This window comes from Burkholderia sp. 9777_1386 (genome assembly GCF_015712265.1).
In the GTDB taxonomy this organism is placed as follows: domain Bacteria; phylum Pseudomonadota; class Gammaproteobacteria; order Burkholderiales; family Burkholderiaceae; genus Burkholderia; species Burkholderia cenocepacia.
Genome location: NZ_JACCQB010000063.1, coordinates 25,493 through 36,782 on the forward strand (window position 1 = coordinate 25,493; position 11,290 = coordinate 36,782).

Consider the following 11,290-nt stretch of genomic DNA (forward strand, 5'->3'; position numbering starts at 1 on the left):
TTGTTATTTCTGTCTGTACAGAAATAACTGTAAATAAAGGATGGATATGAACGCAGCCTTGCCGTCGACCTGTCAGCCCGAGCGCACCGGCGCACCGGGCATGACCGTGCTCGTCTGCGGCGCGAACGGCTTCGTCGGGCGGGCTCTGTGCGCGCAGCTCGAAGCCGGCGGGCATCGCGTGCTGCGCGGCGTGCGTCACGCCGCCGGCCCGTACGACGTCGCGATCGACTTCGCGCGGGACGTCGATCCGCAAGCGTGGCTCGCGCGGCTGAACGGCGTCGACGTGGTGATCAACGCGGTCGGCATGCTGGCCGATCGACGCGGCGCGACGCTCGACGCCGTGCATCGCGCCGCGCCGTGCGCGCTCTTTACCGCGTGTTGCCGTGCGGGCGTGCGGCGCGTGATCCAGATTTCGGCGCTCGGCGTCGAGCGCGGCGATACGCGGTACTTCGCGAGCAAGCACGCGGCCGACCGTTTCCTGCAGACGCTGCCGATCGACTTCCGCATCGTGCGCCCCGCGCTCGTCTACGGGGCGGCCGGTGCGTCCGCGCGGTTTTTCCGGATGCTCGCGAGCCTGCCCGTGCACGGGTTGCCGGCGGGCGGCCATCAGCGGTTGCGCCCCGTGCATGTCGACGATCTTGCCGAAGTCGTCGCGCGGCTCGTCGCGCTGGCGGGCGATTCGCCGGCGACGGGCAGCCGCGTGATCGACGTGGTCGGCGGTGACGAAGTCGAATACCGCGAGATGCTGGCCGGCTACCGTGCCGCGCTCGGATTTCCGCCGGCGGCGTGCGTGACGCTGCCCGGCGCGCTGGTCGGCGCGGCGGCCGCACTGTTCGGCGCGTGGCCGGGGGCGATGCTGACGCGCGACACGTGGACGATGCTGCGCGCCGGCAACACCGGCGATCCGGCGGCCACCGCGGCGGTGCTGGGCCGGCCGCCGCGCGGCATCGGCAGTTTCATCGGCGCGGATGCCGCCACGCTGCGCCGCGACGCGCTCGCGATGTGGCGACGCCCGTTGCTGCTCGGCGCGCTCGCGATCGTGTGGATCTGGACGGCGATCGCCAGCGCATTCATCCATCCACTGCACGCGAGCCTCGCGCTGCTGGCGCCCGCGCACGTCACGGGGCTGCCCGCGCTGATCGCGCTCTACGCGGCCAGCACGCTGGACTTCGCGTTCGGCATCGCGACCGTCGTCGCGCCGTCGCGGCGCCTGTGGGTCGCGCAAGCGGCGCTGATCGTCGCGTATTCGGCGGTCATCGCGGTCACGATGCCCGGCCTGCTGGCCGAACCGTTCGGCCCCGTGCTGAAGAACGTGCCGATTCTCGCGATCCTGTTGATCCTGTTTTCAGAAGAAGAACACGCATGAATACCTATCTCGTCGTCAAGGCGCTTCACATCCTGTCGTCGGTGCTGCTGGTCGGTACGGGCTTCGGCACCGCGTTCTACCTGTTCTTCGCGAACCGCACGCGATCGGTGCCCGCGATCGCGGCCGTGTCGCGGCTCGTGGTGCGCGCGGACTGGTGGTTCACGACGCCGGCCGTGATCTTCCAGCCGGCGTCCGGGCTGTGGCTCGCGCACACGGCCGGCTGGCCGTGGCATGCGCCGTGGCTGCTCGCGTCGATCGTGCTGTACGCGGTCGCCGGGGCGTGCTGGCTGCCGGTCGTGTGGCTGCAGCTCGAACTCGCATCGATGGCGAAGCTCGCGCACGCGAACGGCGACGCCGCGTTGCCGGAGCGCTACTGGCGCTACGCGAAGCGCTGGGAACGGCTCGGTTATCCGGCCTTTTTCGCGATGCTGACCGTCTACTTCCTGATGGTGGTCAAGCCGATGTAAGTCCGTGGCCGTCGCGCGGTGTGGCGGCGTATGCGGGAAAGCAGGCCATCGATCGATTCATGATGCTGGCGATAACGAGAAGGAGTGCAAAGCATGGGTTCGAGTGAATTGGTTCTGTACTTCGACGGACGATGTCCGCTATGTGTCGCTGAAATCCGGCGTCTCGGCGCTCGCGACACGCGACACCGGCTGGCGTTCGTCGATATCGCCGGGCCGGGTTTCGATCCGGCGCCGCTCGGCGTCGACCTGCCCGCGTTGAATCGCGAACTGCATGCGCGCCTGCCCGACGGACGCATGCTGACCGGCATCGACAGCATCGTCGCGGCGTATGCGCTGGTCGGGCGCCGCGGGCGAGTCTGGCTGCTTCGCATGCCGGCGATGCGTGCCGGGTTCGCGTTGCTGTATCGCCGCCTGGCGCGCAATCGGCATGCCGTGTCGCACTGGCTCGGATATCGCTCGCAAGCCTGCAGCGAAGGCGGCGCGTGCAGCATCGGCCGGGATTCCGATAGTGCAGCAGCGAATCGCCCGCCGCGCGATACCCCGCGCCGTATCGTCGTGAGCTGGATGTACGCAGCGGCGCTCGTTCACCTGCTCGTCGGCGTGGTGATGCCGTGGATTGCCGGCGCATCGTGGCTCGACGCGTATCACCGGGAGATCGAGCGGCATTTCTGGACGGGAACCGCACCCGAGGCCGCGCGTGTCCAGCAGGTGTGGTGGTTGTCGCTGATCGCCGCGACGGTGCAATGCGCGGCGGTCTGGATGCTCGCGCTCGTCCATCTCGGCAACCGCTTGCGGAAGCGGGAAGCGTGGGGCTGGTTGCTGGCCGGCCTGTTGATCTGGGCGCCGCAGGACATGCTGTTGTCGTGGCAGGCGCAGGTGTGGGGTCACGTGGCGATCGACGTTGCCGCGCTCGTCGCGATGGTGCCGCCGCTGGCCTGGCTGTGGAGGAGGGATACCGCATGAACACGTTGCCGGCTTTCGACTGGGCGCTCAACCTGCTGATCGTGCAGGGCGCGATGGGCGCATTCGATACGCTTTATCACCACGAACTCACGCAGGACCTGCCGCACCGCCCGCGTGCGCGGCTCGAGCTGGCGATTCATGCGGTGCGGTCCGTGCTGTACGGGCTCGTGTTCGCCTCGATCGCGAACGTCGCGTTTCACGGCGCGTGGGTCGCGGCCGTCGCGGCGGTCGTGCTCGTCGAAGTGGGGCTGACGTTGTGGGATTTCGTCGTCGAGGACCGGAGCCGCAAGCTGCCGGCGACCGAGCGCGTGCTGCACACGCTGCTGGCCGTCAACGGCGGCGCGTTGTTCGGGATGGTCGCGATGCAGCTGTCCGCGTGGGCGCACGAGCCGACCGCGCTGCAGCCGATCGATCCCGGCTGGCGCGGCTGGCTGCTCAGCCTGTTTGCCGTCGGCGTGACGGTGTCGGGCGTGCGCGACGGGATCGCCGCGTGCCGCGTCGCGCCGCGCGCGCCGGCCGCCAACCCGTTCGCCGGGCAGCGGCCCGGCAACGTGCTGGTCACCGGCGGGACCGGCTTCATCGGCGAAACGCTGGTGAACCAGTTGCTCGACGCAGGACATACGGTCACGTTGCTGGCGCGCGATCCGCTGCGCGCCGCCTACCTGTTTCAGGGGCGCGTGCGCAGCGTGACGTCCGTCGAACAGTTGCAGCCGCACGCGCGCTTCGACACGGTGATCAATCTCGCCGGCGCGCCGGTGCTGGGTGCACGCTGGAGCAAGCGCCGGCAGCTGCTGCTGCTCGCCAGCCGCGTCGGCGTCACGCAGGCGCTGATGCGCTGGGTCGAAACCGCCGAGGCCAAGCCGCGCACGTGGATCCAGGCGTCCGCGATCGGCTACTACGGCGTGCGGCCGGGCGACGAACGGCTCGACGAGCGTAGCGGCGCCGGCACCGGCTTCATGTCGGCGCTGTGCCGGCAGTGGGAGGCGGCCGCCGCGCCGCTCGCACGCCACGGCGTGCGTGCGGTGGTGCTGCGACTGGGCGTCGTGTTCGGCCCGGGCGGCGCGTTGCGCCCGATGCTGCTGCCGCATTACTTCGGGCTGGGCGGCCGATTCGGCGACGGCGCGCAAGTGCTGAGCTGGATTCACCGCGACGACGTGCTGCGGATCGTGGCGCGCGCGATGTCGCAGGCGGGCATGCACGGCGTCTACAACGCGGTCGCACCGGTGCCGCTGACCCAGCGCGCGTTCGTGCAGATCGTGTCGAAGGTGCTGCGCCGCCGCGCGTGGCTGCACGTGCCGGCCGCGCCGCTGCGCGCCGCGATGGGCGAGATGGCCGAGCTGCTGCTGGACGGGCAGCGCGTAGTGCCCGCACGGCTGCATCAGGACGGATTCATGTTCCGCTTCCCGACGGCCGAGCATGCGCTGCGCGACCTGACGAATCGGCCGCACACCGATTTCGCGCACGCGGCCTGCCGTTTTCCGCGAGGTCGTGTATAAATTCGGCGTGAATGCGTTCGGCGCGTGTCGCGCGCCCCGAATGCTCCGCACCCGACCTCACAAGGAGACTGCATGCTGCGCATCCTCGGCAAGATTCCGTCCATCAACGTCCGCAAGGTGCTGTGGCTGTGCACCGAACTGAACCTGCCGTTCGAACAGGAGGACTGGGGCGCGGGCTTTCGCACGACCCACGATCCGGCCTATCTCGCGCTGAATCCGAACGCGCTCGTGCCCGTCATCAAGGATGACGACTTCGTGCTCTGGGAATCGAACACGATCATCCGCTACCTCGCGAACCGCTACGGCGGCGATGCGCTGTATCCGGCCGAGCCGCAGGCGCGTGCACGGGTCGACCAGTGGATCGACTGGCAGGGCGCGGATCTGAACCGCTCGTGGGTCGGCGCTTTCCTCGGCCTCGTGCGCAAATCGCCCGATCACCAGGATCCGGACGGCATCGCGCAGTCGATCGCGGGCTGGACGAAGCACATGCACGTGCTGAATGCGCAACTCGACAAGACCGGCGCGTACGTGGCCGGCAACACCTTCACGCTCGCGGATATCCCGATCGGCCTGTCGGTGAACCGCTGGTTCGGCACGCCGTTCGAGCATCCCGAATTGCCGGCGGTGTCGCGCTATATCGAACGTCTCGCGACGCGCGAAGGTTTCAAGCAATACGGCGGCAGCGCGAATCCGTAATGCTGTGCCCGTCGCGCGTGATGCGGCGGCGCCGTCGCGGGCGGCGCTTCATCGCATCCGGCGGGCACCGGCCCGTCGTCACGCACCGGGCGCCGGCACCGCGTCGAGCACGCGCGCGAGAAACGCCTCGTGATTCCACGCGGCTTCCGGCCGCGACAGCCCGAGCCGCACGACCACCAGCTGACGGCTCGGCACCACGCTCACGAACTGGCCTTCGTGGCCGACCGCATGAAACGCGTCGGCCGGCATCGCGCGTGCGTGCGGATCGCGATCGTTGAACGGCTCCGGCACCTTGACCCACAGCTGCGCGCCGAATTCCTGCCGCGACGATTGCGGCGTCGCGCGCGTCAGGTAGCGCACCCACCCTTCCGGCAGCAGCCGCTGCCCGTTCCACACGCCGTCCTGCAGCAGCAGCTGGCCGAAGCGCGCCCAGTCGCGTGCGCTCGCATACATGTACGACGCGCTGACGAGCGTGCCGGACGCGTCGGGCTCGAACACCGCGCTGCGCATCCCGAGCGGCGCGAACAGCGCGCGGCGCGGCAACGCGAGGTAGTCGCCGGCGTTGCCGCCCAGCGCCTCGCGCATCACGCGCGCGACGATCGCGCTCGTGCCGCTCGAGTACGACCATTGCGTGCCGGGCGTCGCGACCAGCGGCTTCGCCGACGCGAACCGCGCGGTATCGGGCTGCGTGAACAGCATCACCGCGACGTCGGACAGCGGGTCGTCGTAGTCCTCGTTGAATTGCAGGCCGCTCGTCATCCGCAGCAGCTCGTCGAGCGTGATGGCCGCGCGCGGATCGCCGCTGCCGCGCCATTCGGGCAGCAGCGCCGACGCGTCCGGCGACAGCTTGTGCTGCGCGACCAGCGTGCCGACCAGCGCGGCCGTGACGGTCTTCGTCATCGACCAGCCGGGCAGCGGCGTATCGGCCGTGAAGCCGGGCGCATAGCGTTCGGCGATCACCTGGCCGCGCCACATCACGACCACCGCGCGCGTGCGGCGCGGCCGCGCCGGATCGGGTTCGTCGAACGCGCGGTCGATGGCGGTCTGCAACAGGTGTGCGTCGATGCCGGCGGGCGGTGTGGCCGGTGCGGGCGGATCGGGTTGCGCGGGCGCCGGATCGGGGAGGGGCGGCAACCCGGCGGGCAAGGTGGCCGCCGCCGCGCCGGTCGGGGACCCGACCGCGAGCGTGCAGCCGAGCCCGGGCCGGAAGTCGGCTTCGCGTTCGGCGAAGCCGGCGAAGGTCGCCACCGCGCGATGATGGTCGGGATCGAGCGACGGGCGCACCAGTTTCAGCAGCGGATGGACGCCGGCCATGATGTCGACGTCGATCACGGGCGCGGCCGGGCGGCCCGACACGAACACGCCGGAACACAGCGCCTTCGCCGCATAGCCGGTCGCGATCGGCGCGAGCCGGTACAGCATGTAGGCCGCGTAGCCGATCGCGGCAACGAGCGCGAGCGCGACACCGCGCAGCATCAGTTTCTTGAGGGGGATCGTCATGCGCGAACGTCCTCGGTGGCGTGCCGGCCGGCAACGATCCGGCAGTGTCGCAGGTTCGGGCGACGCGTTGCAATCGCCGCCGCGTGACGCGCGATGACGGCCGCATGCGTGCGCGCTGCCGCATGCCGACGGGGCGGCCGGCGGCGCGCGTCGGGGCGAGTTGATATCGGGCCGGCCATCGGCCGATAATCGTCCGGCATTGCTCTCCCAGTCCCATTGTCCAACCGAGATCGGAAAACGCCATGTCCTACGACAACAACAACCCGTTCGCCAAAATCCTGCGCGGCGAACTGCCGTGCGTGAAGGTCGCCGAAGACGACGCGACGCTTGCGATCATGGACCTGATGCCGCAGGCCGACGGCCACGTGCTCGTGATCCCGAAGGAGCCGGCCGCGCAGATCTTCGAGCTGTCCGGCGACGCGGCCGCGGCCGGCATCCGCATGACGCAGCGCGTCGCGGCGGCGGTGCGCGCGGCGCTCGAGCCGGACGGTGTGTTCATCGGCCAGTTCAACGGCGCGGCAGCCGGGCAGACGGTCCCGCATGTCCATTTCCACGTGATTCCGCGCTGGGAAGGCGCCGAGCTGCGGATGCATGCGCGCGACGTTGCCGACGCGGCGACGCTCGAAGCGCTCGCGCAGCGCATCCGGGCCCGCTTCGTGTAACAGCGTGATCGCCCTCGGCGCGGCGGCCGCCCACTGGCGGGCCGCTGCGCCGACCGGGCCTGTTTCAGCGGTCACACGAGGTAACACGTGTAACCGCCCGGGAAACTCGGCCGGCCAGGCGCGGCGCTAGACTCCGCGCATTGTTTCATCGAGCGACAGGAAGGGCGGATCGCCTCTTCGTGCCGGCCGCCGCGTGGTGCGGCGGCGCGGCCTTCGCGAGGTGCCATGCGTCTTTCGCGCCGGGAATCGAGCCATGTCCAGACTTCTCATCACGCTTGCCCTGATCGGCGGCCTGTCCGGCTGCTACGTCGCGCCGCCGTACGGCTACGCGCCCGCGCCGGCCTACTACGGTTACGGCTATGCGCCCGCGTATTACGCGCCGCCGGTGAGCGTCGGCATCGGCGGCAACTTCCGCATCCGCTGATCCGGCTTCGGGCCCCGGCTCGGGGCCCCGGCCGCACCGGCCCGGTCGGCCGCCGTTAGCCGGACGATGCGCGCGAATTCACGCGCCGCATGAAGGCGGCGCACGGCGCCCGGGGTGCGCGGTTCCTATACTTCACAGGAAAGCGCATCCTCGCGAGGCCGTCATGACAGTTACCCCCAAGGTCGTCGTCCTGTCGGGCGTCGCCACGCTCGTCTATCTCGGGCTCGCCGTACTCGGCAGCGGCGGGTTCGCTGCGTTCTTCTCGCATCCTCAGTCAACCGTCGTGGCGATCGCGACACTCGCGATGGCCGTCGCCGCCCTGTTCACCGACGGCAACCTGAGCAGCGGCGAACGCGAGAACCGCGACAACCGCTGGGTGCTCGCGGCGTTCGCGGTGAGCGGCTTCCTGCTCGCATACCTGCCGGCGCTGACCGACCGCCTCGACATCTGGACCTTCGGTGGCGACACGGTGCGCTGGATCGGCGTCGGGCTGTACCTCGTGGGCGGCGTGCTGCGCATATGGCCCGTATTCGTGCTCGGCAAGCGCTTCAGTGGGCTCGTCGCGATCCAGCCGGGCCATACGCTCGTGACCGGCGGCATCTACAGCCGCATCCGCAATCCGAGCTATCTCGGCCTGGTCGTCAATTCGCTCGGCTGGGCGCTGGTGTTCCGCTCGAGCGTCGGCGTGCTGCTGGTCGTGCTGACGCTCGTGCCGCTCGTCGCGCGAATCCGTTCGGAGGAGGCATTGCTGCGTTCGCAATTCGGCGCCGAATACGACGCGTATTGCGCGCGGACGTGGCGGTTGCTGCCCGGCGTGTACTGACCCCGTCATCTTTTCCCCGACCGTCGTCCGGATGCCCGTTACCGGCGTGTGCAGATGTGTTGCCACGTGTGTCTCGAACGTGCGATCGCGTGCATGACCGGCGTGCCGCAACGTGGGGTCGGACCGATGCGGGAGCCAATGCCGGCAAGGGTTTCAGCCGGATTCGACGGCCCCGTTGAATGTCTGTGATTCGTAAACAACTTGTTACCACAATGTCCACGGCAAGGATGCGGGACCGGTGCTATTCTTCGCCGCAAGCTCATTGAAATGAATTGGTCCGCGGTTCGGCACAATGCCTGGCCCGACGTCGATCGATTCAGATCGTCGTACCGAGCGGACCTCGATAACCAGAATTGCGAACAAGGAAGAATACGGGAATGTGGAAGAAAATCGCCCCCGCTCTCGTCGTCGCCGCGTTGACCGGCGCGACTGCACTGCCGGCAATGGCCGGTGACTTGAACAACGCGCTCGGCGGCGCGCTCGGCGGGGTTGCCGGCGCAGCGGTCGGCGGCGCGGTCGGCGGCAGCACGGGCTCCGTCATCGGCGGCGCGATCGGCGGCGGCGCCGGCGGCGCGGTGACGTCGAACCGTCGCGAGCGCACCGGCGCGATCATCGGCGGCGCCCTCGGCGGCGGCGCGGGTACCGCGGCCGGCAACGCGATGGGCGGCCGCACGGGCGGCCTGCTGGGCGCGGCGGTCGGCGGCGGCGCCGGCGCGGCGCTCGGCGGCAACATGTCGCGCAGCTCGTACGATCGCGATCACGGCGACCGCGGCTACCGTCACCGCAAGCACCGTCACCACCGCGACTGGGACTGATCGCCGCTGGCGCGGCACGGTGCGCGATCCGCGCACCGGCGCGCCGACGGCGTCGGGACTTCGACGCGAACCTCAGCCCGGCAGCCTGCCGGGCCGCTTCGCCGGCCAGACCGGCGATGCGCCTCCGGCTTCAATCAGCCACTGCCATGGGCCCGATCGACGGGCCGGCCATCCTCCTCCCGCCGTTTCCCCCATTTCGCTTGTCGACGACATCGCGTCCCGCGCATGAATGTGCCCGGACGGGATGGGCCGAATGTCCTCTGCTTTCCGTTCGCCGCGTCGGCTCGTTCCAGCCTGACGTGAGCGTATCCCGCGACCCTGCTGCAGCGATCCGCTGTCGCGCGCTTGTCGATCGCCATCGATCCGCTTAACGGGACGTGTTGAATTGCGCATGGGTACGCCGTATTGCCGGGTACGGACGCATCGCGCGCACCGCGCAACCGTCAGGATTTCCCTGATGGTCGGCATGCCCCCGCAACGCCTCCCGACCGCGCGTCGCGGGCGGCGGCGGGTAGTGGGAAATCGAATGGATGTCATCGCAACATTTAATTGGTCGATCGAGATCGACTTCGCTATCGTCGGCGATGCTCGCGTACGGAGTCGAACCGTGCCGCTGTCCGCGCCTCGCCGCATGATCGCGAGCGCTGCGGCCCGGCCGCCGGCCCGCCGCGTCCGATGAACCGGACGGACCCGATGCGAAGCCTGGCCGACCGACCGAAGGCGCATGCGCCTTCAAGCCACCCCGGCAACGATGTCCCGCCCCGCATGCGTGCCCCACGCGCATGCGGACCGCCCGATGCCGTTTGCGCCCGGGGCCGGACCAACCCATTGCCTGGATGCAATATGTCTAAGACAACGTATTACGCGCCGCATGGCGGCCACCCGCCGCAGACGGATCTGCTGACCGATCGCGCGATGTTCACCGAGGCGTACGCGGTGATCCCGAAGGGGGTGATGCGCGACATCGTCACGAGCTGGCTGCCGTTCTGGACCCACACGCGCCTGTGGGTGATCGCGCGCCCGCTGTCGGGTTTCGCGGAAACCTTCTCGCAGTACATCGTCGAAGTGAATCCGGGCGGCGGCAGCGACAAGCCCGAGCAGGACAAGAACGCCGAAGCCGTGCTGTTCGTCGTCGAAGGCGAAGCCGAGCTGACGCTGCAGGGCCAGAAGCACACGCTGAAGCCGGGCGGCTATGCGTTCATCCCGCCGGGCGCGGACTGGACGCTGCACAACGTCAGCGATGCCGCGGTGCGTTTCCACTGGGTGCGCAAGCACTATCAGGCGGTCGACGGCATTCCGTTGCCGGAAGCGTTCGTGACCAACGAGCAGGACGTCGAGCCGATCCCGATGCCGGGCACCAACGGCGCATGGGTGACGACGCGCTTCGTCGACATGAGCGACATGCGTCACGACATGCACGTGAACATCGTGACGTTCGAGCCGGGCGGCGTGATTCCGTTCGCTGAAACGCATGTGATGGAGCATGGCCTGTACGTGCTGGAAGGCAAGGCTGTCTATCGCCTGAACCAGGACTGGGTCGAGGTGGAAGCCGGCGACTTCATGTGGCTGCGCGCGTTCTGCCCGCAGGCTTGCTATTCGGGTGGGCCTGGCCGGTTCCGTTATCTGCTGTACAAGGATGTGAACCGTCACATGAACCTGACGCTGAACCCGGCGCGCTGAAGCGTCGCGCAAGTCGGATATGAAAACCCGCTGGTGTGAGCCGGCGGGTTTTTTTTCGGGGTTCCGCGCGGGTTTCTTTGGATGTCGGGTGGCGACCCGGAACGGCCCTTCAGATTTATCCAAAGCGGCCAATCGTTGCGACCTGCGGCGGGATTTTATAGCCACGCTCGACGAGTATCTTGGCCTCGGCGCGACTGCGGAATCATTCCCGATTAAATCGCTTCTCCCGCAGGGTGCCGTTGGAACCTTCAACGGAGTCGTTCTGCCAAGGTGTAGTGGTCAACTGATCCCGGACACTGCGTTAAGTTTTTCTTCCGCAACCGCCGGCGCCAGTCCGTCATTGAACTGATGCGGCCGTATCCAGTTGTACCGGTGCATCAGGTAGTGGCTGATGTCCC

General features: G+C 68.9%; 11 protein-coding genes. 10 read left to right on the forward strand and 1 reads right to left on the reverse strand.

The window, feature by feature from the left end; translation table 11 throughout:
* Positions 1-46 precede the first annotated feature (46 nt).
* The 5 genes from H0X91_RS30420 to H0X91_RS30440 all read left to right on the forward strand — a co-directional run bounded on the left by H0X91_RS30420 (position 47) and on the right by H0X91_RS30440 (position 4,988).
* Positions 47-1,366, forward strand: a complete 1,320-nt coding sequence (locus H0X91_RS30420; RefSeq protein WP_058902399.1) for an SDR family oxidoreductase — start codon at positions 47-49, stop codon at positions 1,364-1,366.
* A complete protein-coding gene (locus H0X91_RS30425) occupies positions 1,363-1,833 on the forward strand; it encodes a DUF2269 family protein (RefSeq protein ID WP_006485758.1) in 471 nt (156 codons plus the stop codon). The genes H0X91_RS30420 and H0X91_RS30425 overlap by 4 nt, the downstream gene beginning before the upstream one ends.
* 93 nt (positions 1,834-1,926) lie before the next feature.
* On the forward strand, positions 1,927-2,796 hold the full coding sequence (locus tag H0X91_RS30430) for a thiol-disulfide oxidoreductase DCC family protein (protein WP_058902398.1): 870 nt from the start codon (positions 1,927-1,929) through the stop codon (positions 2,794-2,796).
* On the forward strand, positions 2,793-4,292 hold the full coding sequence (locus tag H0X91_RS30435; protein ID WP_058902397.1) for a TIGR01777 family oxidoreductase: 1,500 nt from the start codon (positions 2,793-2,795) through the stop codon (positions 4,290-4,292). The genes H0X91_RS30430 and H0X91_RS30435 overlap by 4 nt, the downstream gene beginning before the upstream one ends.
* Before the next feature lie 72 nt (positions 4,293-4,364).
* Positions 4,365-4,988, forward strand: a complete 624-nt coding sequence (locus H0X91_RS30440; RefSeq protein WP_006485757.1) for a glutathione S-transferase family protein — start codon at positions 4,365-4,367, stop codon at positions 4,986-4,988.
* Between the two features lie 78 nt (positions 4,989-5,066).
* Here the strand turns inward: H0X91_RS30440 and H0X91_RS30445 are convergent, their stop codons facing one another.
* Positions 5,067-6,488, reverse strand: a complete 1,422-nt coding sequence (locus H0X91_RS30445) for a serine hydrolase domain-containing protein (protein WP_058902395.1) — start codon at positions 6,486-6,488, stop codon at positions 5,067-5,069.
* A 242-nt stretch (positions 6,489-6,730) separates the two neighbouring features.
* Between H0X91_RS30445 and H0X91_RS30450 the strand changes: the two genes are divergently transcribed.
* The 5 genes from H0X91_RS30450 to H0X91_RS30470 all read left to right on the forward strand — a co-directional run bounded on the left by H0X91_RS30450 (position 6,731) and on the right by H0X91_RS30470 (position 10,892).
* On the forward strand, positions 6,731-7,150 hold the full coding sequence (locus H0X91_RS30450) for an HIT family protein (RefSeq protein ID WP_006485763.1): 420 nt from the start codon (positions 6,731-6,733) through the stop codon (positions 7,148-7,150).
* Positions 7,151-7,403: 253 nt separating this feature from the next.
* Entirely contained in the window at positions 7,404-7,574 is a 171-nt protein-coding gene (locus H0X91_RS30455; RefSeq protein WP_006485756.1) for a hypothetical protein, read from the forward strand.
* Between the two features lie 163 nt (positions 7,575-7,737).
* The gene (locus H0X91_RS30460; protein WP_006485759.1) at positions 7,738-8,397 is read left to right on the forward strand and encodes a methyltransferase family protein; all 660 of its coding nucleotides are present in this window, start codon (positions 7,738-7,740) and stop codon (positions 8,395-8,397) included.
* Positions 8,398-8,774: 377 nt separating this feature from the next.
* The gene (locus tag H0X91_RS30465) at positions 8,775-9,212 is read left to right on the forward strand and encodes a hypothetical protein (protein WP_006496212.1); all 438 of its coding nucleotides are present in this window, start codon (positions 8,775-8,777) and stop codon (positions 9,210-9,212) included.
* An 843-nt stretch (positions 9,213-10,055) separates the two neighbouring features.
* Complete coding sequence (locus H0X91_RS30470) at positions 10,056-10,892, forward strand: bifunctional allantoicase/(S)-ureidoglycine aminohydrolase (protein WP_006487082.1); 837 nt, start codon at positions 10,056-10,058, stop codon at positions 10,890-10,892.
* Positions 10,893-11,290: the final 398 nt, after the last annotated feature.

Bases quoted from the DNA above. Each gene is read 5' to 3' on its own strand.
- H0X91_RS30420 (WP_058902399.1), top strand. From the start codon at position 47: ATGAACGCAGCCTTGCCGTCGACCTGTCAGCCCGAGCGCACCGGCGCA.
- H0X91_RS30425 (WP_006485758.1), top strand. From the start codon at position 1,363: ATGAATACCTATCTCGTCGTCAAGGCGCTTCACATCCTGTCGTCGGTG.
- H0X91_RS30430 (WP_058902398.1), top strand. From the start codon at position 1,927: ATGGGTTCGAGTGAATTGGTTCTGTACTTCGACGGACGATGTCCGCTA.
- H0X91_RS30435 (WP_058902397.1), top strand. From the start codon at position 2,793: ATGAACACGTTGCCGGCTTTCGACTGGGCGCTCAACCTGCTGATCGTG.
- H0X91_RS30440 (WP_006485757.1), top strand. From the start codon at position 4,365: ATGCTGCGCATCCTCGGCAAGATTCCGTCCATCAACGTCCGCAAGGTG.
- H0X91_RS30445 (WP_058902395.1), bottom strand. From the start codon at position 6,488: ATGACGATCCCCCTCAAGAAACTGATGCTGCGCGGTGTCGCGCTCGCG.
- H0X91_RS30450 (WP_006485763.1), top strand. From the start codon at position 6,731: ATGTCCTACGACAACAACAACCCGTTCGCCAAAATCCTGCGCGGCGAA.
- H0X91_RS30455 (WP_006485756.1), top strand. From the start codon at position 7,404: ATGTCCAGACTTCTCATCACGCTTGCCCTGATCGGCGGCCTGTCCGGC.
- H0X91_RS30460 (WP_006485759.1), top strand. From the start codon at position 7,738: ATGACAGTTACCCCCAAGGTCGTCGTCCTGTCGGGCGTCGCCACGCTC.
- H0X91_RS30465 (WP_006496212.1), top strand. From the start codon at position 8,775: ATGTGGAAGAAAATCGCCCCCGCTCTCGTCGTCGCCGCGTTGACCGGC.
- H0X91_RS30470 (WP_006487082.1), top strand. From the start codon at position 10,056: ATGTCTAAGACAACGTATTACGCGCCGCATGGCGGCCACCCGCCGCAG.